Consider the following 22,476-nt stretch of genomic DNA (forward strand, 5'->3'; position numbering starts at 1 on the left):
TGGCATGATGAGAAAGACGCTCCTGCTGATTGCGGCACTGTCGCTTCTGCCCGTGCCTGCGCTTGCCCACCCGCACATCTTCATCGACGCAAAATTCGAGGTCGTGGCGGCACCTGACGGCTCCATCAGCGAGTTGCGCAATGTCTGGAACTTCGACGAGGTGTTCTCCTCCTCGGTCCTCATGGATTATGACAAGGCCGGCGACCAGACGCTCACGCCAAGCGAACTCAAGGCCGTGGGCAAGACGGTCCGGGATTCGCTGGCGCAATACGGCTATTACACCAACGTCACCAGCAACGGCAAAGCAGTGCCCATGGCCAAGCCCGACGCCATTCAGGCCGACTACAAGGACGGCTCGCTGATTCTCACCTTCTCATTGAAGCCCGAGCAGAAGACCTTCCTCAAGGGAACCACGATCTTCGGGATCTATGACAAGACGCTCTACACGGCCGTGGATTTCGCCACCGACAACGATATGACCGTTTCAGGAGCAACCTCGGGCCGCTGCAAGCGCAAGGTCGTGAGGCCCAATCCGAAGGAAGTCATGGCGGAAAACCAGGCGGCACTCACCAGCATGTTCTTCAGCGATCCGAAGGGTACGGACTATTCGCTGCTCGTGGCGACACGGCTCGAAGTCCAGTGCTGATATCGCGCCCTGCGTGACACCGGCGATTTGACGCCTCTCTCATTCCAGTGGCGGCCGATCAGCCTGCGCCGCACCACCGGGCCCGCGCGACGGCGATATGAAGCGCCGGGCGATAAGCCAGCAGCCGAGCGCCCAGGTTGCCCCTGCGCACCAGCCGCCGAGAACATCCGTCGGGTAATGCACGCCGAGATAGACGCGGCTCATGCCGATCATCAGCGTCAATAGAATGCCGACGGCAACAATGAAGATACGGGTCGACCGATAGCGACGCGTACCCGATATGAGAGCTGCCAGCGTCAGATAGGTCACCGCAGACACCATCGCATGGCCGCTCGGAAAGCTCAGATCGTTCACCTCGACCAGATGCGGCACGATGTCCGGCCGTGGCCTGGCAACGCTGAGCTTCAGCATCGTGCTCAGCGCCCATCCGCCGAGCACGGAGGCCAGCACGAAGATGGCGATGGCGCGCCGCCGGTCCAGCAACAGATAGATCGTCACAAGCACCGTCATCAAGGTCAGCACCGTAGTCCCACCGAGACTTGTGATGTCCTTGACGGCATGGGTCAGCCAGCCCGGCCCTATCGGTGTGGAGAGATCGGCCGGCTGGCGCAGTGCCAGCAGGATCGCCTCGTCAAACCCCTTCGTGCTTCCTTCGATAACTTCGCCCGTCAGATAGACGAACAGAAGGATGCCGCCGGAAAGAGCGGCGAACATCACGAGCAACAGCGGCTCGTAGCGGCTCACCCATGCCATTATGCCTGATCTTTGCGGCTCTTGACCGTTCATGCTCTGAAACCTGCCTGTCGTGCCTTCATGGGGGTCGCTTTCCGTCGCCGGAGGATCCGACATTATTCTAGGTTCTGTCCAAAAAGGACACTGGCTATCTAATGATGAAATCGACGGCAGCCAACAGCGATGGGCTAACAATCGGGCAGCGATTGTTGCCTGTTGTTTTCAGGTTCATGAAATGTCGTGCCTCTATTGTCGGCCCCACCCCCGGCAGCCTTCGACAGCGGCAGGGGCCTGTATGTCTACGCCGGGGAACCTTTCGATTGCCAACAACTGAAAAACACAGCGTCGCCACCTCCAGCCGGCGATCCGGGGAATCCGACAGCAGGCGCAGCCGATCACCCGCAAATGGTGCAAAAGGTTCCAGCCGTCAGCCAGGCGTAATGTTTGCCGTTAAAATTTTTGCTATTTTCGGAGCCTTGAGCTGTGATAGTAGTGCCGCAAGGGCGATCAGGGATCGGGTGTTGTCAGAGTGTTAAGTGTTGGGACATCTTTTTCCGGCCGGCTGATGGCGCTCGCCGGCTTGGGCCTTTGGGCGGGAGCCGCCATCGTTGCATTTCCGGCATCTTCCATGGCGGAAGATGCTGCAAAGTCCGCATCCGATACCTGGGTGGTGACGCTCGGCGCTACCGTCGAGTATGGCCCCAGCTACGAAGGCTCGAAGCATTATACCTTCGGCGCCCTGCCCTCTTTCGATATTCATCGCCTCGGTGAGGCCACGGAATACAGTGCTCCCGACGATAATTTCGATTATGAGCTCTTCGATTTCCACGGTCTTGAAATCGGGCCTGTGGTCGGCTTGAGAGATGACCGCTTCGACCTCAACAATTTGCAGCTGCAGAGCCAGCGCAGGGTCCGTTGGAATTTCGATGCCGGCGGCTTCGCACAATATTGGCTGATGGAAAATCGGCTACGGCTTCGAACGGAAGTGCGCCAGTCGCTCTGGGGCGGCGATGGCCTGGTCGGTGATTTCGCGCTCGACTGGTTTCAGCCTCTCGGCGATAAATGGCTCTTGTCCGCAGGCCCGCGTCTGTCGATGGCAAACTCCATCTATATGCGCAGTAATTTCGGCATTTCGGAAAGCCAGGCCGCAAGAAGAGAACACGTTGGCGCCTTCGATGCCGAAGCCGGGGTGAAATCGGTTGGCTTCACCGTGGCGGCGACCTATACGATCTCGCCCGCATGGAGCGTGCAGGTCTACGAGAAATATAACCGCCTGGTCGGCGACGCCGCCGATAGTCCGATCACCTCGCAGTTCGGCTCACCCAACCAGAATATTATCGGCTTTACCCTCAACAGAACCTTCAACGTCAATTTTTGAGGCGCTGCGCGCTTCATGATCGGCAATGTAGTTCCGCGTCAGCGGAATGATGTCGTTGCGTTTGGCGATCTGGATCTGGAAGACGACGAGATCCTCGTAGCGGAAGGCAGCTTCCGCCGTCGAAAGATAATATTCCCACATGCGGCAGAAACGCTCGTCATAAAGCTGTGCGACCTCGCCCCAGCGCGCCATGAAGCGCTCCCGCCAGCTTTCCAGCGTCATCGCATAGTGCAGCCGCAGCACCTCGACATCGGTGATGGCGAGGCCCGCCGCCTCGATTTCCGGGACGATTTCCGAAAGGGCGGGAATATAACCGCCGGGGAAAATGTATTTGTCGAGCCACGGCGTCGTGAAGCCAGGGGTCGCGGAGCAGCCGATGGTGTGCAACACCATGATGCCATCATCTTCCAGCAGCTCGGCGCATTTGCGGAAGAAGGTGCGGTAGGATGCCAGCCCGACATGCTCGAACATGCCGACCGAAACGATCCTGTCGAAACGGCCGGTCAGGCTGCGATAGTCGCGAAGTGCGAACTGCACTTCCGCCGGCGTTCCGCCGACCTTTTCGGTCACGCGCCTTGAGGCATACTCGTGCTGTTCTTCGGAAAGCGTGACGCCGAGGACATAGCCGCCAGGCGCGTGCTCGGCCAGATGCAGCCCCAGACCGCCCCAGCCACAGCCGATGTCGAGAATGCTGTTGTTGGGCTCGATCAGGAGCTTGGCGGCAAGATGCCTTTTCTTGGCAAGCTGCGCCTCCTCCAGAGACTGATCGGCATGCTCGAAATAGGCGCAGGAATATTGCCGGTCCGGGTCGAGGAACAATTCATAGAGTCGGCCGTCGAGATCGTAGTGATGGGCGACATTGGTCTTCGAACGCCCCGGCAGATTGCGGTGGCGAAAGATCCGCAGCTTGGTTCTGATATCGTCGATAATGCGGGCAATCAGCGGATGCGTGCTGTTCTGCGCCTCGCGCAGCATCATCGCCACAAAGTCGTAGAGCGTACCCTGCTCGACGATGAAACGGCCATCCATATAGAGTTCGCCGAGCAGCCTGTCGGCATCGATCAGGAACGCCCATTCGGCACGATCATCAGTGAAGCGCACGTGAACGGGCTCGCCGGTACCGTCGCCAAATGTGAGGACACTGCCGCTTGCCGTGGTCACGGTCAGCGCACCGCGCGTGACGATGGATGACACCCCACGTCTAACACACCAGTCCACCAGACCGGAGAAAACGCCAGCACCGTTGCCCTTGCGGTGATTTTCAGCTTGCAGATTGGACATCATTTATCCTTGCCGGTGCCCGTTCGCAGCTCATCCTGCCTCGGATCCAATTCATCATGATGCTCATTCGTCTCGAAACTGGCACCCGCAATCAGCCAGACGCCCGTCAGGATCAAGCCGCTGCCGATCATCTGCAGTGCGACGACCCGCTCACCGAAGAAGAACCAGCCAGCCGCGACGACCAGCACATAACTTATGCCCGTAAGCGGAAAAGCGCGGCTGAGTTCGAGCTCGGCAAGCACATTCATCCAGATGAAGAAGGCGACAATCTCTACGACTATAGCCGCCAATATCCAATGAGACGAGAGAGCATGCCAAAACCACGTCAGCGTCCCTTCATCCTTCAACTGCGCCGCACCGAGTTTGATGAATAATTGATAGAGAGTGCTCAGCACTGGCACGGCAAGCCAGTAAAAACGTAGGGGCATTAAGCATCCGCCTCGTCTGTCGAGAACAGCGGCGACACAAGCCGCAGCAACCTCTGAAGGAATGGGTTGCGATGGCGGAAGAACATCGCATTGGCGGTCAGCTTGCTGCCGAGACGTATCTTGTTCTCGTAATAGGCCTGGCCGCTCTGGTAACGGCTTATGCCATGATCCAGGCAGTATCGCAGGTTGGTAAACCAGCTGAGGAAGTAGAGGTTATAAGGTCGCCCCCTGTCTCCATCCATGCAGAAGAACTTGTCGATGGCGACGCGATCGTCATGCATGATCAGATTGACGGCAAGCAGCTGGTCTTCGACAAAATAGAAGGCGCAATAGGAACGGCCGCTCATGCGGCTGAGAATTCCCTCGAAATATTCGGCGGTCAGCTCTTCGAACTGCCAATCACTGCGATTGCGGGTGTCGTGGTACAGCGCCACCACCTGCGGCAGGAACGCACCGAAATCCGTCCTGATCTCCACCCGCACCTGTTCGAAGGACTTCAGCTTGCGGCGCATATCCTTGCGGGTGCCGGCAGAAAGCTTGGCGAGATATTCGTCGATCGTCTTGAAATCGATGTCGAGCCAGGCCGTCGGCAAACCACCGATCGAGGCATAGCCATGCGCGGACAATGGAGCGGCAAACTCGGTCGAAAGCTGTTCGGGAATGTCCTTGAGCCCGACGAGCCCGCAGCGCTCGGTGGCAGCAAACTGTTCGAAGAAAGATAGCATCTCGGCAAACAGCACGCTGCGGCGTTCCTCAGCAACATCCGGATGGAAGCCGATCGCCCCCGTCTCGGTGCAGGGCGAACCCAGGCAGGCGAGCCGCAGCTTCAGAAAATTCGGGAAGTGGCGCTGCAGGCGGCGCACGGACCGGCGCAGGAATCCTTCTTCCAGCGTCGTATCGAGAGCATAGAGGCAGAGAAAGGCCGGCATGGCGGCGCTGACGCGCCCATCCTCGACGACGGTGATGTACCGCCATTCAAAACCCTCGATGCCGGCTTCCTCGATGGCAAGCAGGCAGTCATAATCCTCAACCTGCCCATGAAAGCAGGCATTCCACGCATCGCGGCCGATCGCGCGGATGCTGAAATGAACTTCCGTCACGGGACTGGCTGGCGGATTGGGCACGAGCTTAAGCAGCGGCTGCGACATGACGCGCCTCAAAGAAATCTGCTGTAAAATCGGCCACCTGACGATGCTGTCGATCCACATGGATCATATGATAGCTGTCCTTGATCCATTTCAGCTCGTGCGGACTGCCGATATGATCGGAAATGTAGCGGGCATGCTTCGGGCTGGCGAGATCGTCGTCCTCGGCATGCAGGATCAGCGTCGGCGTCTGCATGTCAGGCAGCTTGCCTCTGAGCGTCTTACCCAGCCGGTGCATTTCGACCAGGCCCTTGCCGGGGAATCGCTCCAGAACGCCCTCGCTCGCCATGCCCTCGATCAGCCGCCGCATCCGCTCGTCCTTGATCCCGAGCGAGGCCGTCTCGCTGAAGCTCAGGCGATCGAGGAAGGGAACGCGCGACAGCCAGCCGATCTGCGATGCCAGAAGCGGGTAGTAGAAAGGAACATCCCAGCCGTCATAGCTGAAGCAGGGCGAGTAGATGGCCACCGCGCCGATTTTTCCGGGCTGCTGCTCGGCGGCCAGCATCGCAAGCTTGCCGCCAACGCAGATACCGGCTGCAAAAACTTCTTGGGTCCTTGATGCCAGTAGCGCCGACGCTTCGACGACACTTTCAAGCCAATCCTGCCAGCGGGAGCCGCGCAGTGTCTTCACGTCAACGCCGTGACCGGCAAGCAGCGGCGCATAGACGCTGTAGCCCCTGCGATTGAGGTGACGGGCAACCAGCTTCATTTCGGCCGGCGCCCCCGTCAATCCATGCACGAGGAGAACGCCTTTGCCGTTTGAGCCTTCCATGAAGAAGCTCAACTCGTCAGCTTTCATGAGACAGCTCCGACTGCCGGTTTTCCTTGGCCATGAAGCCAAGCGCATGGCAGGTGCTAATCACATGCGTGCCTGCCTTTTCCTGTTCGTCCTTGATCTGCTCGTGCAACGTCGGCAGCTTGGTCCAGTGAGTGCGAGGCCGGTAGTGGTGCTCGGCATGATAGCCGTTGCCGAACCAAAGCCAGTTGTAGAACGGCTTGTGGCTGGAAACGCCCCAGGCAATCGGCTCGTCCGGATCGCCGTGCAGATGCTCGTAATAGCCGTTCAGCGACGACAGGCAGTTGCCGATATAATAGAACGGCACGAAGAACAGGACGGCCTTCCAGTCATAGATGAGCGCAATCGCTGCGAGACCCAGGAAGAAGAACAGCTCGAACCGACCCCAATTCGCATCGAAGGGGCGGCGGCGGGCGATGGCCTTGTGGATGTCGCCGAGACTGTCGCGGAAGAAGCTCAACAATGTGTAGGACCAGACATTCTCGGGCTGACCGTCGCGGCCGTGGCGATAGATCGACAGCAGATCGACGGTATCGCCTTTATCATCCGGCCGGTCGCTGTTGCCGGAATGATGCCGCATATGCACCCAGTGATAATAGGTCTGAGAAAAGCCGATCGCGACGGATTCCAATAGGCTGAAGGCATAGTTCATCCACCGCGCCTTGAAATAGGGCGTATGAATGAAATTGTGCGATATGCTGTTGATGTTCCAGGAGATCGATACGGCGTAGAGGCAGCCGAGAATCACTGAAACCCATAGCGGGCGGCTTTCGAAGCCGACGATCAGATAGACATCGAAAGCGAGATGTGCGACGGCAGCCAGAACCGGCGCCGCGTCCCATCTGGAGTGCGCAAAGATTTTCATAGTCCGGTAACTCCCACACAGGCCACGCCGGCGGTCACGAAGAACACGCCGATCGCGTGGCGTAGGTTGATGTTTTCCTTGAAGATTAGAGCGCCGGCGAACACGATGACGACATAGCTCAACGCCATAAGGGGAAAGGCAATTGTGAGCGGTACGTGCTCGAGGACGGCGGTCCAGGCAAAAAGCTCGACGGCCCAGAACATGATGCCGAGCCAGGTCACGGGCCTGGCCAGGGCCGAAAGCAGCGCATTCTCGCTGGCCGACTGCTTGAAGCAGACCTCGCGCGCGGTCTCCGCCAGCACGCAGAAGAATATGAGCCCAAGCATGGGCAGCGTCAGGCTACCGGTCATTCCATATACTCCGCCAGCACTTCCAGCAGCGCATGATTGGCAGCGCTGTTGATGTTTCTGGTCGTTTCGGCGCCCTGCCGGACCCGCGGCTGGTCGATCAGGATCTCAGCCCGCTTCATCAACTTGGTGCGCAGGCTGCCAGCATAACTCGGAACCGAATAATCGCCTATGACGTCAGCGCCGATGATGCGGTGGCGACTGCCGATTTCGCTGATCAGGGCCAGAAGATAGGGCAGCCGCATGCGGCCCTGATCCCAGTTCGTCACGGCGTCGTCCGCCGCCAGAACATCCTTGTCGATCGTCACATAAACCGCTTCGGTACGAATGCGGCTGAGCATGCGATCGATGAAATTCTCTTCGCCGATTTCCGCAATCGATTTCCAGTGCAGAGCGCCCTTTTCCTGGCGATAGCTGGCGCCGGTGCCGTAATCAGCGAGAACGCGGCTCGGCGGATGCTCGTAAGGGTAAAGCTCCAGCTTGCCCTCGCCGAGCCAATGCAGGTTGGCTCCCTTGCGCTCGGGGCTGCGAAGATCGCTGCTGCACACGCCGATCGTGATGACCTTCTGGATATTGGCATTGGCAAGCGCACTGTTGACCCAGGAACCGCAATGCAGGCCGCCATCGAACGTCACCCAATCCGGATGGTTGTCGAAATGGATCAGCGTCGCGGGGCCGGACTGACGTTCCAGTGCGCCATCGAGGAGCATCGCCGTGATGTGATGGAAGTCGCCGGACCCCATGAAGCAGAGCTGCGGGGCCTTGCCCGTCGCAGGCGTATTCTTGACGATTTCGCGGCTGAGATTTGCCAGGGCATTCTGCTTGCCCCAAAGCCGGACCTCCCGCCCCGCATCCTTGTCGAAATACTGGTGCGCGCCGGCAAACTTGCAGGCGCGCACAAAGTCCGGCTGCAACTCCAGTGCGTCATCGAGATGAAGAAGCAGGAGTTGCACCGTCTTATCTCCGGGCAGCGCGCGTCAGAAGCTGATCGAGCAGGTTAAGTGCCAGATCGATCTCTTCGCGGGTGATGAGCAGGTTCGGCGCGAAGGTGATGACGTTCTTGTGGTAGCCGCCGACATCGAGCACGAGGCCGTAAGTCTTGCTGCCGACCTGAAGATCGCCCTTCATGCCTTCGTCGCACATCCAGTCCATGGTCGCCTTGCTGGGCGTGTAGCTGTCTTCCTCGCAGATTTCCATCCGCAGTGCGAGGCCGAGACCATCGACTTCGCCGACAATGGCGTGGCGCTTCTGCAGCTGCTGCAGACCGTCGAGGAAATGAGCGCCCTTCTCCATGATGGCGGCGCCGAAATCTTCTTCTTCCAGCATCTTCATGGTTTCGAGCGCGACTGCAGTTCCCATCGGGTTGCTGGCGAAGGTCGAATGCGTGGAGCCGGGCGGGAAGACGGTCGGGTTGATCAGCTCTTCACGGGCCCAGACGCCGGAAAGCGGGTTGAGGCCGTTGGTGATCGCCTTGCCGAAGACCAGCGCATCGGGCGAAACGCCGAAGTGCTCGATCGACCAGAGCTTGCCTGTGCGATAGACGCCCATCTGGATTTCGTCGACGACGAGCAGGATGCCGTGATCGTCCAGCACCTTCTTCAGTTCGACGAAGAAGTTCATCGGCGGAATGACGTAGCCGCCCGTGCCCTGGATCGGCTCGATGTAGAAGGCGGCATATTCGGACTTGCCGGCCTTCGGATCCCAGACGCCGTTATATTCGCTCTCGAACAGGCGGGCGAATTTCTGAACGCAGTAGTGACCGTATTCTTCCTTCGACATGCCCTTAGGGCCGCGGAAGTAATAGGGGAATTCGACGAACTGGGCGCGATCGCCGAAATGGCCGTAGCGGCGGCGATAGCGATAGCTCGAAGTGATGGCAGACGCGCCGAGCGTACGGCCGTGATAACCGCCTTCGAAGGCGAACATCAGGCTCTTGCCGCCGGTGTAGTTACGCACCAGCTTCAGCGAATCTTCGACTGCCTGCGAGCCGCCGACGTTAAAATGAACGCGGCCCTTGTGCCCGAACTTGCGCTCGGCATCCTGCGCGATCATCGCTGCAAGCTCGACCTTTTCGCGGTGCAGGTACTGCGAGGCGACCTGCGGCAACACGTCGAGCTGGCGATGAGCAGCAGCGTTCAGACGCTCGTTGCGGTAACCGAAATTGACGGCGGAATACCACATCTGCAGATCGAGAAATGGCGTTCCCGTGCGATCATACACGAAGGAGCCTTCGCATCCTTCGAAGAATTTCGGCTTGTCGGTATAGTGAACGGTATCGCCATGGGAGCAATAGACTTCCTCAAGCGCGCGCAATTCTTCTTCGGAGCGGACGGACTCGGTCGCGCCGCTGAAGGCTTCGGCTACATTCGTTTTCATTCAATGCCTCTCGGTCAAATTCACGCTGTCTTGAAATGCGGCAGCGCACGGGAGCGTCGCTCGACGCTCGGGAGAACGGCTTCCATCTTTGGAAGCAGATCGGAAAAGTCTTCGAAACCGACGTAAGGAATGTCGTTTTCTTCGCAGTAGTCGACGAGCTTGGCCTTCGCGAATACGAGGTCGACCTTGTCGGAAACGCAGAAATCGCTTCGACCGTCGCCGATGTAGACCTGGAGGTCGTTGCTATCGACAACGCGACATTTGCAGACGCCGGCGCCGGACACGCAGCCCGTCGCCTGAAACGGCGGGAACAGCGAATAGGCCTCGCGGCCCTGACTGACGCTGCAGGTCAGCACATTGGCAACGATCGGCAGGCCGTCGATGCCGTGACGCGCCAGAATCCGGCGAATGAAATAATCGACGCCATCGCTGACGACGGTCACGGGCAATTCGCCGCTACGGCAATAGGACAGGAATTTTTCAAAACCCGGATCGATCGACACCGTGTCGAGAAACTGATCGAGTTCCGTCCTGCTCGCCTGGATGAGAGCGATCTGCCGGCGCATGCACTCGCCGGAGCCGATCTGCCCCTGTTTCCAGAGCCGTTCGATGTCTTCCCACTCGGAACCGGCGAAACGGTTTAACACCATATCCGTCGCGTCTTCGATGGATATGGTTCCATCAAAATCGCAAAACACCTGCATGAAAATGCCCTTTCGCCTTATCCTGAGTTGCGTCTAACAACATCGGATGAGCCGGGCATGAGCGGAAAATGAAGCGAAAATGAAAAACGATGAGAAGTTGATTTTTTAGCTTGCCAGCAATCTCAGGTCTACCTGAAGACCCTTGCTCCAACGCGGCGTAGAAAGTTCCACCGTCGCCGAAAGCCGGTCCGCCGTATCGGCAACAATAGCAAGGCCAAGCCCGGCTCCTTCGGTATGAAGCGTGTTGAGCCGATAGAACCGCTGGAACACCGCCTCCCGCTCATGCGGCGGAATGCCCGGCCCGCTGTCGCTGATCGAAATCTGCTCGAAACCGTCTTCCGACGAAATCGAAACCCTGATCTTGCCGCCTACAGGCGTGTATTTGATGGCGTTGTCCAGAAGGTTGGTGATCAGCAAGCGTATCAGCGATTCGTCGGTCTTGACCTCGACCGTTTCGTCGCCTTCCAGCACCACGTCGAGCTCACGGCTCGTGATGATGTTGCCGAATTCGGCAAGCACCGATGCGACCAGATGATAGACCATCACCGACGTCGGATTGAGTGGGTGATGGCTCACCCTCGCCAGCCGCAACAATTGCTCAATCAGGTGCGTGGCATGGTTGTTGCTGGCGACCAGGTCGGCGACGATCGCCTGCCGCTCGTGCTCGTTGTCGCTGTTTCCAAGCATCTGCAGCAGCAGCTTCACGCTGGCCTGCGGCGTGCGTAATTGATGCGCGGCCAGATCGGAAAAGCGCCGTTCGAGCGTCAGCGACTGGGCAAGCTTTTCCAGCAATTGATTGATCGAGCGGCCGAGCGGCAGCAGGTCGCGCGGCAGGCCTTCGACCGGGATGGCCGAGAGGTCGTCGGGCGATCGGGTGCGGATCTGCCGTACCACTCCGTGGATCGTGCGCAGACCGCTGTTGATCCCGAGCCAGATGAGGAAGCCGATGACCGGCACGAGCATCAGCAGCGGAAAGAAGAGATTGAGCAGGATGTTGGAGACGAGCGTTTCGCGAAGCGCGATCTTTTCGCCAAGCTCGATCACGATAGTCGTATTCGGGATCGGCAACGAATAGACGCGCCAGTCCTCACCACCGTAGACCAGCGTGGTGAACCCAACCTTCTGCTGCGGTACGTCGGAGAGAAAGGCCGTGCTGCTGTAGAAGCGGATATTGCCGTCGACCCAGGCGCGAAACATATGCGCATCGGCATAATCATCAGCATCCTCGTTAAAGGCCAGCTGATTGTCCATGTTGAAGTCGATGTCGTCGATCTGCTTTGCCGCACGGTCTGGCGTCTTTTCCAGCGGCCGCCTCAGCAGGCTCCAGATGACGTTCGCATCATCGATGAGCTGGGCATCGTAGATATTGTTGATTTCCCGCGTCGCGCTGTTGAAGGCAAAGGCGGCAATCACGACGATGGTCACGACGACGACCGGCGCGATCCGGAGAAACAGATTACGGGTAAGAGTGGAATTGTTCATCGCTCGATCATGTAGCCGACACCGCGGATCGATTTGATGAAATCGGTGCCGAGCTTCTTGCGCAGATTATAGATGGTCACTTCGATCGTGTTGCTCTCGACGGTATTCTCGGCGTCGTAAAGCGCATATTCGATATCGTTCTTCGTGACATAGCGGCCGCTTCGCTCCATCAGGAGCTTCAGAAGATGGAACTCCTTCGCTGTCGTATGCACCTGCGCATTGGCCTTGCGCGCGACCATGGCCGACGGATCGACCTCGACATCGCCGCAGCGAATGACACTTTCGGTCCTGCCGTCACGCCGTCTTATGAGCGCGCGCAGGCGCGCCAGCAATTCGTCGAGATCGAAGGGTTTGACCAGGTAGTCATCCGCGCCTTCGTCCAGGCCCTCGACCTTTTGGCGTACCGAATCGAGCGCCGTCAGCAACAGCACTGGCACGGAGTTGCCGCGCTGGCGGATGCGCCGCAAAACTTCCATGCCGCCAAGCTGCGGCAGATTGATATCCAGCACGATCGCCGCGAAGTGAGAATGCTGGGCCGCCTCGAGGCCGGATTCGCCATCGCGCATCCAGTCTACGCCATAGGCATGCTTCTCCAGCGCCTTCTTGAGCGATGAGCCGAGGATATTGTCGTCTTCAACCAGCAAAACACGCACGATCGACCCCATTTAGCCGAGAAATTCTGTCGTCGATGTGGGCTGCAATTGGAGCGGCCTTGTGGCAAAGCTATGACGGATCATTTCCACCGGCAAGAGCCGAGAAAATGCGCGCCATTCCGCCAACCGGCCCGGAGCCGATCCGGAAGGACCTTCCAGCTGCAATCTCATCCCTGCGCGGCGGTCAGGCACTCGGCGAGATAGGCGGCGGCCGGACTGGTTTCCAGTGGCTGCAATATCCCGATCTCACGGTGAAACATTGCCTCGCCAAGCGGTACCATCCGCACCGACGGGATGTCAGGCAGACCACCATCGACAATCGGAAGAAGCGCCACCCCGAGCCCGCGTCCGACCAGAGTGGCGATGCCGGCTATGTCGTCAATCTCGATCGCCTCATTGGGATCGATCGAATGCGAGCGCAGGAACCGGTCCACCTGCCGCCCTCCAAACGAGCTGCGATCATAGCGGATGAACGGCTGCTCGCGCAGCAACGCCCGCCAATCGTCACCCCTCAGTTGTTCGGGAACCGCCAGCATATAGGGCTCGCGCAAGAGCGGCCGCCAGACGAGATTTTTCGGCAGGCCATAGGGAGGTTCGATCAGCACCGCCAGATCGAGTTCGCCGGCATCGAGCAGATCGAGCAAATGCAGGGAGACACCGGGAACGATACGAAGATGATATCGCGCGAACCGCTGCCGAAACGGCACGAGCGCGCGGGCAAGAACCGCAGATTGAACCGAAGCTATGGCGCCGATGCGTAGCTGGCCGCCCGAGCTCTCGTCGGCCGGGTCCGCTATATGCTCGAACATCGATATGATGCTCTTGGCGCGCTCCAGCGTGCGCAGCCCCGCTGCATTCAGCGTGGCGGAACGGCCTGTCCGCTCGAACAATATGACGCCGAGCCTCTCTTCAAGCCGCTTCATTTGACCGCTGACGGCCGCTTGCGTCAGACCGATCCGCTCTCCCGCCGCTGCAAACGTTCCGAAGCGGGCAACAGCGACCAGTGTTTTAAGTTCGGGAATCATGATTCATAATTTTTCATTGACCTCAGATTCATAATATACAGTTTTTCATCGGAAAAAATGTACCTTAATCATTGCTGCATCGAATTCATGCACCAGGAGACGATCATGAGCGCAGCACCTCTTCACCCCTTCCATCTCGCCTTCCCAGTCCACGATCTGGCTGCGGCCCGCGCTTTCTATGGCGGTCTGCTGGGCTGCCCCGAAGGCCGCAGCTCGCCCGACTGGATCGATTTCAACTTTTACGGCCATCAGGTCGTCGCCCATCTGGCACCGGGCGAAACCGGCGAGGTGGCGGCCAATGCTGTCGACGGTCACGGCGTCCCCGTGCGCCATTTCGGCGTCGTTCTGTCGATGGAAGAGTGGGAAGCGGCGGCCGAGAAACTGACGAAAGCCGGCATAGAGTTCGTCATCAAGCCTTATATCCGCTTCCGAGGCGAACCAGGAGAGCAGGCAACCATGTTCTTCAAGGATCCGAGCGGCAATGCCGTTGAGATGAAGGCCTTCGCCGACATCAACAACCTGTTCGCCAAGTAGAAACCCAAGGCTTGCGATATGAGCATCTGCCGGCAGGCACGCCGCCGGCGTCGATGCTCATATCCAGCGGTGCCGTCTCTAGTTTGCAGCGCCACCGTCCACCAAACGATCCGCCGTCAGCCTGCGCATGGCTGTTTCCAATACGTCGAAGATCCGTGGATCTGTGGATTGCGCGACATTGAAGCGGATGAAACGGCCTGCCGTATCCGATAAGCTGAAGGCATTGCCGGGCGCAACGATGATACCTTCGGGAAGGCAGACGCGCGCGACATCTGCGGCATCCAGCCCCTCGGGCAGCCGGCACCAAAGGAACATGCCGGCCTGTGGTTTGAGCCAGGGAACGATGCCGATGGCCTCCAGCCGCGCCGCCACCTCATTCATGGTCTTGGCAAGCCGCATCCGCAACGCCTCGATGTGCTTGCGATAGCTGCCATCCTTCAATGCGAGATAGACGAGTTCGGCCGACAATTGCCCGCAGCTGAAGCTGCTGGCGACCTTGAGATCGACGAGCCCGTCGATCCAGTCCGGCCTGGCGGCAATGAAGCCGCAGCGTATCGAGGCTGAGAGCGTTTTCGAAAAGCTGCCGATATGGATCACCCGGTCGAGCCCGTCATAGGCGGCTAGCCGTGGCGCCGGGACATCCTCGAAATCGGCAAAAATATCGTCCTCGATGATGATCAGGTCGGAAGCCTCGGCCAGTTTCAGCAGCCGATGTGCGGTCGCGGGCGAAAGCGCCGCACCCGTCGGATTGTGAATGGCGGAATTGGTGACATAGAGGCGCGGCCTGTGCCGCTCCAAAGCCTGGCCGAACAGCTCGACATCCGGCCCCGTCGGCGTGAAAGGCACGGAGACGACGTTGACGCGATGGGCGCGCAGCAGTGCATGGAAATTGAAGTAGCAGGGATCGTCCACCAGCACGGTATCGCCGGGCTCAAGCAGAAAGCGGCAGAGAAGATCGATGGCCTGCGTGCCGGACTCCGTCAACATGATCTGATCCGGACGCGCGGCGATGCCGTGTTCGCCCAAACGTCTGGCGAGCAGCTGCCGCAACGGCGGCAGGCCAAGCGGCGTTCCATAATTGGCGAGCGCCCCCACATCCCCGCGCGCCAGCGTCCGCATCGCCCGACGCAAGGCCGCCTGTGGCAGCCATGACGGCGGCAACCAGCCGCAGCCGGGCTTCAGCATGTCATCGCCAACTTCGAGCGATTGCCGCGAGATCCAGAGCGGATCCACATTGAGATCCGATCTTGCCCCAGTTTCGGACAGCAAGAGCGGCGGCAACGGGCCGCAGACATAGAATCCCGAACCCGGCCGAGAGCGGATGACGCCCTCGGCGGCAAGCCGCTCATACGCCTCGACGACGGTGGAGACCGAGACTTGCATGGTCTTGGCGAAGCTGCGCACCGATGGCAGCCGCGCTCCCGGCATCAGGTTGCGGCCCGCGATCCGATCCGAGATCGCCGCCATGACCCCTTCGATCCGCGTGCCGCCGACGATGTTTTTTACTGACAGATCATCCATCCGTACTGCACCCACAACCATAACAGTTCATGCAAATTGTACTGTACTGTCTATGGCTTGCCTCGTCAAACTCGTCGATACCAGCGAAGATAAGAAGGAGCATATGCAATGGACAAGACAACAACGGGCTGGATCTACGGGATGACCGGGGTGGTAATCTTCAGCGGATCGCTGCCGGCGACGCGGGTAGCCGTGATGGATTTCGACCCGCTATTTTTGACCGTCGCCCGGGCCGTCATCGCCGGCCTGCTGGGCCTGTGCCTGTTGCTCGCCTTTCGCGAAAAGCGCCCTGCCCGCAGCGACATCGTATCACTCGCAATCGTCGCGCTTGGTTGTGTCATCGGCTTTCCCCTGTTGACGGCGCTGGCGCTCAAGCATGTCACGTCGGCCCATTCGATCGTCTTCATCGGGTTGCTGCCGCTTGCGACCGCCATCTTCGGGGTGCTGCGCGGCGGCGAACGGCCACGCCCGGCCTTCTGGATATTCTCGGCCATCGGCAGCGGGCTCGTCAGCGGCTACGCGTTTGCGCAGGGTGTCTCGGCTTCGCCAGTCGGCGATCTCCTGATGCTCGCAGCCGTTCTTGTCTGCGGGCTCGGCTATGCCGAAGGTGCGGTTCTGTCGCGCCGGCTCGGCGGCTGGCAGGTCATTTGCTGGGCGCTGGTTCTGTCCCTCCCTGTCACCATCGCACTCTGCATCGCCACCATGCCGCCCACCATGGCCGGCATCGGCGAACCGGCATGGCTTGGCCTTACCTATGTTTCGCTGTTCAGCATGCTGATCGGTTTCGTCTTCTGGTATCGCGGCCTGGCGCAGGGCGGCATCGCAGCCGTCGGGCAATTGCAGTTCCTGCAGCCCTTCTTCGGCTTCGCGCTTGCCGCACTCCTGCTCAAGGAGAGCGTCAGCTGGTCCATGCTCGTCGTTACCATCGCCGTCGTCGGCTGCGTCGCGGGTGCCAGGAAGTTTGCACGCTGACGCCAGTATCAATGCAACAGCCGACCGCTTGATCTTCTAAACCGATTGGTCTATTAAATACCAATCGGTTTAGAAGGAGCACATCATGCCAACGCCGCTTATCCCGCCTTTCACGCTCGAAACCGCCATCGCCAAGGTCCGCATGGCCGAGGATGGCTGGAACAGCCGCGATCCCGATCGTGTCTCCAAGGTCTATACGGAAGACAGCCAATGGCGAAACCGCGCCGAATTCCCGCGCGGCCGCAAGGAGATCGTCGAGTTCCTGACGCGCAAATGGGCAAGGGAGCTTGATTACCGGCTGATCAAGGAACTCTGGGCCTTCGAGGGCAATCGCATCGCCGTCCGCTTCGCCTATGAATGGCGCGATGACAGCGGCCACTGGTTCCGCTCCTACGGCAACGAGAATTGGGAATTCGATGCCGACGGCCTGATGCAGCGCCGCTTTGCCTCGATCAACGACATGCCGATCAGGGAAGAAGACCGGAAGTTCCATTGGCCGCTCGGCCGGCGCCCGGACGATCATCCCAGCCTGTCCGATCTCGGCCTCTGAATGCCGCGGACGATCTTCGAAAAGCCCGATGCCATCGCCCTTGTGGCCGAGGTCTTTCGCGAACTCGGTTATGAGGGCGCGTCGATGAGCAACATCACGGCACGCACCAAACTGTCGAAAGGCAGCCTCTATCACTTCTTTCCGGGCGGCAAGGAACAGATGGCAGCCGAGATCATGGCCCATATCGACGACTGGTTCGTGACTGAGATGTTCAAGCCGCTCGAAGAAGGGGAGCCCCGTGCTGCGATCCGCACAATGTGGGAGACAGCAGACAGGTATTTCCGCTCCGGTCGCCGCATCTGCCTGATCGGCGCTTTTGCACTGGACGAGACGCGCGATCGCTTCTCGAACGCCATCCGCAGCTATTTTCAGCGCTGGATCGAGGCGCTTGCCGGCGCGCTCATGAGAGCCGGCCTGGTCAGCACCGAAGCGCAGGCGCTCGCTGAAGAAGCGGTCGTCGGCATTCAGGGCGCGCTGATGCTCGCGAGAGCACTTGGGGATGAAGCGGTCTTCTGCAGAATATTGGAGCGGCTGAAGCAAAGGCTGGAAACCGCACTCGGCTAGGCCGTTTCAGCCCCCGAATCACCCGCGCAACACATGCCTTTCTCGTTAACGAATGGGGCCGAGCAATGCGTGCTTCATGCCCTATATGATAGAAATTCACCTGCAAACGGCATTTTTGGCCCTCTGGGTTGGGGATGACCGCTCCCACAACCCGCTGATATTAAAGAATCCTCCATAAAAGTATGGCATTGTTAATCATGTTTGATTTGCAACTATCCAAGCTCCCATGTTCAGCAGGCGATGGGAGCATCGAGGAGATGGATAGAAGATGCTGCAGCAGGTAAACGAAACTGACGACGCCTTGATCGATCGACTGCAACGTTCAGCATTCGATTATTTCATGCTTCACACCAACCCCGAAAACGGGCTGGTCGCCGATACCTCGATCAAGACAAGCCACTGCAGCATTGCCGCCGTTGGCTTTGCGCTGTCGAGCTATCCGGTCGCCGTCGAGCGCGGGTGGATCAGCCGAGCCGATGCCGCCCAGCGCGTGCTGACCACGCTCGACTTCTTCGCCGACAGCCAGCAGGGCACCGAACGCGGCGCCACCGGCCATCGCGGCTTCTATTACCACTTCCTCTACATGGAGACCGGCAAGCGCGCCTGGAACAGTGAGCTGTCGACGATCGACACCGGCCTGCTTCTGCTCGGCGTCTTGACGGCTGCGGCCTATTTCGACGGCAATAGCCAGGCTGAGCAGGATCTCCGCAAGCAAGCGAAATTTCTCTACGAGCGCTGCGATTGGCATTGGGCCCTGAACAAGGGACCGACGATCAGCATGGGCTGGAAGCCGGGAAGCGGTTTTCTGCGCTGGCGCTATCAGGGCTATGACGAGGCGATCTTCCTCTATGTCATGGCGCTGGCCTCGCCCACGCATGCCATCCCGCCTTCGAGCTACGACGCCTTCGCATCGACCTATACCTGGATGATGTTCAAGGATACGCCGTTCCTCTATGCAGGGCCGCTGTTCATCCATCTGTTCTCGCATGCCTGGATCGATTTCCGCGGTATCAGCGACAAGCATGTCGCGGACAAGGGCATCGATTATTTCCGCAACACCCAGACAGCAATCTCAGTGCAGCGCGACTACACGGAGCGCAATCCCGGCCATTTCGTTGGCTATGGGAAGGATATCTGGGGCCTCTCGGCCTGCGACGGTCCCAACCCGACCGGCACGAAGCATAGCCAGCGATATAGCCCGAAAGTTTTCGGCTATGCCGCCCGCGGCGCACCGCTTGGACCTGACGACGGCACGATCGCGCCCTGGGGGCCACTCTCCTGCCTGCCCTTCGACCGCCAGGCCGCGCTCGACGGCACGAAGGCGCTGCTCGAAACCTATCCCAACCTGCTGCTCGACGGTCGTTTTCCCGGCGGCTTCAATCCGAGCGTCAAGGGTCCTGGTCCGGAAGGCTGGGTCGACGACCGCTCGGTCGCCATCGATCAGGGCCTGCTCGTCATGATGATCGAAAATGCCCGCACCGGAATGATCTGGGACCTGATGCGCCAATCGCCGATCCTTCGCCACGGTCTGGAACGCGCAGGCTTCACCGGCGGCTGGCTCGATGAGAAACAGGCAACGCCCGCCATCGCGTGAACTTGATCGCCGGTAGGTGTCAGGCATCCTCGTCTATGCAGCAGCGATGTGCCTGGCCCCTCACCCTAGCCCTCTCCCCGCAGGCGGGGCGAGGGGACGATAGAGCCAAGCAACGATCCTCCTCGCACATCAACCACTGTCTGACGTGGTAACTCCCTCGCCCCGCATTGCGGGGAGAGGGCTGGGGTGAGGGGCCGTGCGTGAAAGCCCGGCAAAACCTAACTCACCCGACTATCATCTTCGACACCTCAAAGCCCCTTAATCGCCTCGATCACCTCGTCCTCGACGGAAATTCCTTCCGTCAGGGCGACGCGTCGCGAAGTCTGGCCGCGCCGGCCGGGCAGGCGCACATTCGGATCGCGGCTAATCTCGCTTGCCAGCAATGCTAACCGCTCTGCCGAATTAGCAGCACTCATTGCAGCCGGGTTGATGGCGATGATCGTGTGGCCGAGTGCCGGCGGGGCGCCCCTGTCGTCGAAGAGCGAAGAAGATTCGAAGGAATAGTTGGCACCGGTGAGGCCGGCAGCCAGAATTTCCACCATCAGCGCCAGCGCCGCCCCTTTCGAATCGCCGGCCGGGATCATCGTGCCGGCCAGCGCTTCCTCGGCATTGGTGGTCGGCTTTCCCTCGCGGTCGAAAGCCCAGTCGGCGGGGATGGGAGCACCCTTCTGCCGCGCCGCCATCACCTTGCCGCGTGCCACTTTCGATAGCGCAAGATCGATCACGATCGGATCATCGTCCGGCAGCGGTGCTGCAAACGCAACGGGGTTGGTGCCGAAGACCGGCGTCTTGCCGCCCCAGGGCGCCATCGATGCCGGCGCATTGGCAACCATCAGCGCCACCAGTCCCTGATCGGCGAAACGCTCCACCGTAAGGCCCATGACACCGGCATGATGCGAGCGGCTGATGGCGGCAAGCGCGATCCCCTGTTCGCGAGCGATATCGGGAAGTGCTGAAACGGCTAGATCGAGCGCCGGATAGGCATAGCCATTGCCGGCATCGATGCGCAGCACGGCGGGAAAGGGTCGGCCCAACTGCGGCACGGCGAAACCATCGGTCTTGCCGGCCTTGGCCTGCCCGGCATAGGCCAGAACACGACGCAGACCATGGCCACCCTGCCCGGCAGCTTCCGCCGCCACGAGTGCGACGGCCACCGAGCGCGCATTGTCAGCACCCACCCTGCTGCGCTGCAGCGCCTCCACGACCAGCGTTTCGGCTTCGGCGAGCGACAGATGCATGGAGCGAGACCTTGAAAATGCAAAGGGAACGAAGACGTTCTACGCCTTCGTTCCCTTCACCGCAATGCAGCAAAATATCAGCTATTCAACGTCGAACTTGACGCCCTGCGCCAGCGGCAGGGTGCGGCCGTAATTGATGGTATTGGTCGCCCGGCGCATGTAGGCCTTCCAGGCGTCCGACCCGGATTCGCGCCCGCCGCCCGTTTCCTTCTCACCGCCGAAAGCGCCGCCGATTTCGGCGCCGGAGGGGCCAAGATTGACATTGGCGATGCCGCAATCGGAGCCACGCGACGAAACGAAAGTCTCAGCCTCGCGCATGTCATTGGTGAAGATCGAGGACGACAGGCCTTGCGGCACGGCATTATGCAGCGCCAGCGCCTGATTGAAGTCGCTATATTTCATCACATAGAGGATCGGCGCGAAGGTCTCCTGCTCCACCGGGCCAGCCTGCTCGGACATTTCGACCAGTGCCGGACGAACATAGAAGGCATCGGCGGAGCCATGTTCGACACGATCGCCGCCCGTGATCTTGCCGTCGGCCGCCTTTGCAGCGGTAAGGGCCGCCTGCATGCGATCGAAGGCCTGCTTGTCGATCAGTGGGCCAACAAGCGTTCCCGCCTCAAGCGGATTGCCGATCGTCACCGAGCCATAGGCCTTCCGTAGGCGCGGCACCAGCTGGTCATAGACGCTGTCGTGAACGAAGAGCCGCCGCAGCGTCGTGCAGCGCTGGCCGGCAGTGCCCATGGCCGAGAAGGCGACGCCGCGCAAGGTCAAGTCGAGATCGGCCGACGGGCAAACGATCGCGGCATTGTTGCCGCCGAGTTCGAGGATGGCGCGGGCGAAACGGCCGGCGAGACGCGGACCGACGGCGCGGCCCATGGCTGTGGAGCCAGTCGCCGACACCAACGGCACTTGGCGGTGATCGACCAGCAGCTCACCGAGATCGCGTCCGCCGATCAGAAGAGTCGAAAGATTGGCCGGCGCCTCGCCGCCCTCGGCGACGTAGCGCTTCAATGCCTTTTCGAACAGGGCCTGCACGGCAAGCGCCGTCAGCGGCGTCTTTTCCGAAGGCTTCCAGATGGTGGAATTGCCGCAGACGATGGCAAGTGCCGCATTCCACGACCAGACGGCAACGGGGAAGTTGAAGGCAGAGATGATGCCGATCGCACCCAGCGGATGCCAGCTTTCCATCATCCGGTGTTCGGAGCGCTCCGTGGCGATGGTCAGGCCGTAAAGCTGTCGCGAGAGACCGACGGCGAAATCGCAGATGTCGATCATCTCCTGTACTTCACCGAGACCTTCGGAGGTGATCTTGCCCACTTCGACGGAAACCAGGCGGCCAAGCGCCGCCTTGCCGGCACGCAGCTCCTCGCCGAGCAGACGGATCAGCTCGCCGCGCTTCGGCGCCGGCACATCACGCCACGCGAGGAACGCATCGTGCGCCCTGTCGATAGCAGCCTTCGCCTCACCAGCCGAATGCTCCCTGAGCCGGCCGATCTCTGCCCCGGTCACCGGAGAGGTAACGGCGAGCGTACCGCCCGTATAGCGATCGGTTGAAACGCCGAGTTCCGTCAAGATCGCCTTAGTCTCGGCAGCAAGATCTGATGTCGCGGTCATCTCGTTTCCTCTTCCTGTGATGGTAGGT

23 protein-coding genes are annotated in these 22,476 nt (G+C 60.0%); 7 read left to right on the top strand and 16 right to left on the bottom strand.

What is annotated here, in order from left to right; all coding sequences use genetic code 11:
* Positions 1-4: 4 nt before the first annotated feature.
* Positions 5-646 (top strand): DUF1007 family protein, encoded by a 642-nt coding sequence (locus tag BSK43_RS02285; RefSeq protein WP_077470759.1) that lies wholly within the window; start codon positions 5-7, stop codon positions 644-646.
* A 39-nt stretch (positions 647-685) separates the two neighbouring features.
* On the opposite strand, the gene BSK43_RS02290 is transcribed toward BSK43_RS02285, so the two are convergent.
* The gene (locus BSK43_RS02290) at positions 686-1,432 is read right to left on the bottom strand and encodes a phosphatase PAP2 family protein (protein ID WP_077470851.1); all 747 of its coding nucleotides are present in this window, start codon (positions 1,430-1,432) and stop codon (positions 686-688) included.
* A 574-nt stretch (positions 1,433-2,006) separates the two neighbouring features.
* Between BSK43_RS02290 and BSK43_RS02295 the strand changes: the two genes are divergently transcribed.
* Positions 2,007-2,756: a MipA/OmpV family protein gene (locus BSK43_RS02295; RefSeq protein ID WP_246662476.1), complete on the top strand. Its 750-nt coding sequence runs from the start codon at positions 2,007-2,009 to the stop codon at positions 2,754-2,756.
* On the opposite strand, the gene BSK43_RS02300 is transcribed toward BSK43_RS02295, so the two are convergent.
* From BSK43_RS02300 to BSK43_RS02355, 12 genes are all read right to left on the bottom strand, one after another.
* Complete coding sequence (locus BSK43_RS02300) at positions 2,697-4,037, bottom strand: cyclopropane-fatty-acyl-phospholipid synthase family protein (RefSeq protein ID WP_077470761.1); 1,341 nt, start codon at positions 4,035-4,037, stop codon at positions 2,697-2,699. The genes BSK43_RS02295 and BSK43_RS02300 overlap by 60 nt on opposite strands.
* On the bottom strand, positions 4,037-4,465 hold the full coding sequence (locus BSK43_RS02305) for an SMR family transporter (protein ID WP_077470762.1): 429 nt from the start codon (positions 4,463-4,465) through the stop codon (positions 4,037-4,039). Before BSK43_RS02305 ends, BSK43_RS02300 begins: the two co-directional genes overlap by 1 nt.
* Positions 4,465-5,613 (bottom strand): GNAT family N-acetyltransferase, encoded by a 1,149-nt coding sequence (locus tag BSK43_RS02310; RefSeq protein ID WP_077470763.1) that lies wholly within the window; start codon positions 5,611-5,613, stop codon positions 4,465-4,467. The genes BSK43_RS02305 and BSK43_RS02310 overlap by 1 nt, the downstream gene beginning before the upstream one ends.
* On the bottom strand, positions 5,594-6,409 hold the full coding sequence (locus BSK43_RS02315; protein ID WP_068394508.1) for an alpha/beta fold hydrolase: 816 nt from the start codon (positions 6,407-6,409) through the stop codon (positions 5,594-5,596). Before BSK43_RS02315 ends, BSK43_RS02310 begins: the two co-directional genes overlap by 20 nt.
* Complete coding sequence (locus BSK43_RS02320) at positions 6,399-7,271, bottom strand: fatty acid desaturase (RefSeq protein ID WP_077470764.1); 873 nt, start codon at positions 7,269-7,271, stop codon at positions 6,399-6,401. Before BSK43_RS02320 ends, BSK43_RS02315 begins: the two co-directional genes overlap by 11 nt.
* Positions 7,268-7,621 carry an EamA family transporter gene (locus tag BSK43_RS02325; protein ID WP_077470765.1) on the bottom strand — a complete coding sequence of 118 codons (354 nt, stop codon included), beginning with the start codon at positions 7,619-7,621 and terminating at the stop codon, positions 7,268-7,270. Before BSK43_RS02325 ends, BSK43_RS02320 begins: the two co-directional genes overlap by 4 nt.
* The gene (locus tag BSK43_RS02330) at positions 7,618-8,571 is read right to left on the bottom strand and encodes an arginase family protein (protein WP_077470766.1); all 954 of its coding nucleotides are present in this window, start codon (positions 8,569-8,571) and stop codon (positions 7,618-7,620) included. Before BSK43_RS02330 ends, BSK43_RS02325 begins: the two co-directional genes overlap by 4 nt.
* A gap of 4 nt (positions 8,572-8,575) precedes the next feature.
* Positions 8,576-9,994: an aminotransferase class III-fold pyridoxal phosphate-dependent enzyme gene (locus BSK43_RS02335; protein WP_077470767.1), complete on the bottom strand. Its 1,419-nt coding sequence runs from the start codon at positions 9,992-9,994 to the stop codon at positions 8,576-8,578.
* 20 nt (positions 9,995-10,014) lie between these two features.
* Positions 10,015-10,698: an MtnX-like HAD-IB family phosphatase gene (locus tag BSK43_RS02340; protein WP_077470768.1), complete on the bottom strand. Its 684-nt coding sequence runs from the start codon at positions 10,696-10,698 to the stop codon at positions 10,015-10,017.
* Positions 10,699-10,803: 105 nt separating this feature from the next.
* Positions 10,804-12,180 (bottom strand): HAMP domain-containing sensor histidine kinase, encoded by a 1,377-nt coding sequence (locus tag BSK43_RS02345; RefSeq protein WP_077470769.1) that lies wholly within the window; start codon positions 12,178-12,180, stop codon positions 10,804-10,806.
* Positions 12,177-12,833, bottom strand: a complete 657-nt coding sequence (locus tag BSK43_RS02350) for a response regulator transcription factor (protein ID WP_068394590.1) — start codon at positions 12,831-12,833, stop codon at positions 12,177-12,179. Before BSK43_RS02350 ends, BSK43_RS02345 begins: the two co-directional genes overlap by 4 nt.
* Before the next feature lie 167 nt (positions 12,834-13,000).
* Positions 13,001-13,858 carry a LysR substrate-binding domain-containing protein gene (locus BSK43_RS02355; RefSeq protein ID WP_077470770.1) on the bottom strand — a complete coding sequence of 286 codons (858 nt, stop codon included), beginning with the start codon at positions 13,856-13,858 and terminating at the stop codon, positions 13,001-13,003.
* A 105-nt stretch (positions 13,859-13,963) separates the two neighbouring features.
* Here BSK43_RS02355 and BSK43_RS02360 point away from each other — a divergent pair, with 105 nt between their 5' ends.
* On the top strand, positions 13,964-14,392 hold the full coding sequence (locus BSK43_RS02360; RefSeq protein WP_077470852.1) for a VOC family protein: 429 nt from the start codon (positions 13,964-13,966) through the stop codon (positions 14,390-14,392).
* Positions 14,393-14,470: 78 nt separating this feature from the next.
* Here BSK43_RS02360 and BSK43_RS02365 read toward each other — a convergent pair whose 3' ends face one another.
* Complete coding sequence (locus tag BSK43_RS02365) at positions 14,471-15,913, bottom strand: PLP-dependent aminotransferase family protein (protein WP_077470771.1); 1,443 nt, start codon at positions 15,911-15,913, stop codon at positions 14,471-14,473.
* 108 nt (positions 15,914-16,021) lie between these two features.
* Between BSK43_RS02365 and BSK43_RS02370 the strand changes: the two genes are divergently transcribed.
* From BSK43_RS02370 to BSK43_RS02385, 4 genes are all read left to right on the top strand, one after another.
* Positions 16,022-16,885 (top strand): DMT family transporter, encoded by an 864-nt coding sequence (locus BSK43_RS02370; protein WP_077470772.1) that lies wholly within the window; start codon positions 16,022-16,024, stop codon positions 16,883-16,885.
* Between the two features lie 85 nt (positions 16,886-16,970).
* Entirely contained in the window at positions 16,971-17,435 is a 465-nt protein-coding gene (locus BSK43_RS02375) for a nuclear transport factor 2 family protein (RefSeq protein ID WP_077470773.1), read from the top strand.
* Entirely contained in the window at positions 17,436-17,999 is a 564-nt protein-coding gene (locus BSK43_RS02380) for a TetR/AcrR family transcriptional regulator (protein ID WP_077470774.1), read from the top strand.
* A gap of 268 nt (positions 18,000-18,267) precedes the next feature.
* Positions 18,268-19,593 carry a glucoamylase family protein gene (locus BSK43_RS02385; RefSeq protein ID WP_077470775.1) on the top strand — a complete coding sequence of 442 codons (1,326 nt, stop codon included), beginning with the start codon at positions 18,268-18,270 and terminating at the stop codon, positions 19,591-19,593.
* Between the two features lie 248 nt (positions 19,594-19,841).
* Here BSK43_RS02385 and BSK43_RS02390 read toward each other — a convergent pair whose 3' ends face one another.
* Both BSK43_RS02390 and BSK43_RS02395 read right to left on the bottom strand, forming a co-directional pair.
* Positions 19,842-20,831 (bottom strand): Ldh family oxidoreductase, encoded by a 990-nt coding sequence (locus tag BSK43_RS02390; protein ID WP_077470776.1) that lies wholly within the window; start codon positions 20,829-20,831, stop codon positions 19,842-19,844.
* 81 nt (positions 20,832-20,912) lie between these two features.
* The gene (locus BSK43_RS02395; RefSeq protein ID WP_077470777.1) at positions 20,913-22,448 is read right to left on the bottom strand and encodes an aldehyde dehydrogenase family protein; all 1,536 of its coding nucleotides are present in this window, start codon (positions 22,446-22,448) and stop codon (positions 20,913-20,915) included.
* Between the last annotated feature and the right edge of the window lie 28 nt (positions 22,449-22,476).

This window comes from Rhizobium sp. P44RR-XXIV, from assembly GCF_001999485.2.
Classification (GTDB): domain Bacteria; phylum Pseudomonadota; class Alphaproteobacteria; order Rhizobiales; family Rhizobiaceae; genus Rhizobium.

What these genes read in the sequence shown, in the direction of transcription:
- BSK43_RS02285 (WP_077470759.1), top strand. Translation starts at nt 5, where the DNA reads ATGATGAGAAAGACGCTCCTGCTGATTGCGGCACTGTCGCTTCTGCCC.
- BSK43_RS02290 (WP_077470851.1), bottom strand. Translation starts at nt 1,432, where the DNA reads ATGAACGGTCAAGAGCCGCAAAGATCAGGCATAATGGCATGGGTGAGC.
- BSK43_RS02295 (WP_246662476.1), top strand. Translation starts at nt 2,007, where the DNA reads ATGGCGGAAGATGCTGCAAAGTCCGCATCCGATACCTGGGTGGTGACG.
- BSK43_RS02300 (WP_077470761.1), bottom strand. Translation starts at nt 4,037, where the DNA reads ATGTCCAATCTGCAAGCTGAAAATCACCGCAAGGGCAACGGTGCTGGC.
- BSK43_RS02305 (WP_077470762.1), bottom strand. Translation starts at nt 4,465, where the DNA reads ATGCCCCTACGTTTTTACTGGCTTGCCGTGCCAGTGCTGAGCACTCTC.
- BSK43_RS02310 (WP_077470763.1), bottom strand. Translation starts at nt 5,613, where the DNA reads ATGTCGCAGCCGCTGCTTAAGCTCGTGCCCAATCCGCCAGCCAGTCCC.
- BSK43_RS02315 (WP_068394508.1), bottom strand. Translation starts at nt 6,409, where the DNA reads ATGAAAGCTGACGAGTTGAGCTTCTTCATGGAAGGCTCAAACGGCAAA.
- BSK43_RS02320 (WP_077470764.1), bottom strand. Translation starts at nt 7,271, where the DNA reads ATGAAAATCTTTGCGCACTCCAGATGGGACGCGGCGCCGGTTCTGGCT.
- BSK43_RS02325 (WP_077470765.1), bottom strand. Translation starts at nt 7,621, where the DNA reads ATGACCGGTAGCCTGACGCTGCCCATGCTTGGGCTCATATTCTTCTGC.
- BSK43_RS02335 (WP_077470767.1), bottom strand. Translation starts at nt 9,994, where the DNA reads ATGAAAACGAATGTAGCCGAAGCCTTCAGCGGCGCGACCGAGTCCGTC.
- BSK43_RS02340 (WP_077470768.1), bottom strand. Translation starts at nt 10,698, where the DNA reads ATGCAGGTGTTTTGCGATTTTGATGGAACCATATCCATCGAAGACGCG.
- BSK43_RS02345 (WP_077470769.1), bottom strand. Translation starts at nt 12,180, where the DNA reads ATGAACAATTCCACTCTTACCCGTAATCTGTTTCTCCGGATCGCGCCG.
- BSK43_RS02355 (WP_077470770.1), bottom strand. Translation starts at nt 13,858, where the DNA reads ATGATTCCCGAACTTAAAACACTGGTCGCTGTTGCCCGCTTCGGAACG.
- BSK43_RS02360 (WP_077470852.1), top strand. Translation starts at nt 13,964, where the DNA reads ATGAGCGCAGCACCTCTTCACCCCTTCCATCTCGCCTTCCCAGTCCAC.
- BSK43_RS02365 (WP_077470771.1), bottom strand. Translation starts at nt 15,913, where the DNA reads ATGGATGATCTGTCAGTAAAAAACATCGTCGGCGGCACGCGGATCGAA.
- BSK43_RS02370 (WP_077470772.1), top strand. Translation starts at nt 16,022, where the DNA reads ATGGACAAGACAACAACGGGCTGGATCTACGGGATGACCGGGGTGGTA.
- BSK43_RS02375 (WP_077470773.1), top strand. Translation starts at nt 16,971, where the DNA reads ATGCCAACGCCGCTTATCCCGCCTTTCACGCTCGAAACCGCCATCGCC.
- BSK43_RS02380 (WP_077470774.1), top strand. Translation starts at nt 17,436, where the DNA reads ATGCCGCGGACGATCTTCGAAAAGCCCGATGCCATCGCCCTTGTGGCC.
- BSK43_RS02385 (WP_077470775.1), top strand. Translation starts at nt 18,268, where the DNA reads ATGCTGCAGCAGGTAAACGAAACTGACGACGCCTTGATCGATCGACTG.
- BSK43_RS02390 (WP_077470776.1), bottom strand. Translation starts at nt 20,831, where the DNA reads ATGCATCTGTCGCTCGCCGAAGCCGAAACGCTGGTCGTGGAGGCGCTG.
- BSK43_RS02395 (WP_077470777.1), bottom strand. Translation starts at nt 22,448, where the DNA reads ATGACCGCGACATCAGATCTTGCTGCCGAGACTAAGGCGATCTTGACG.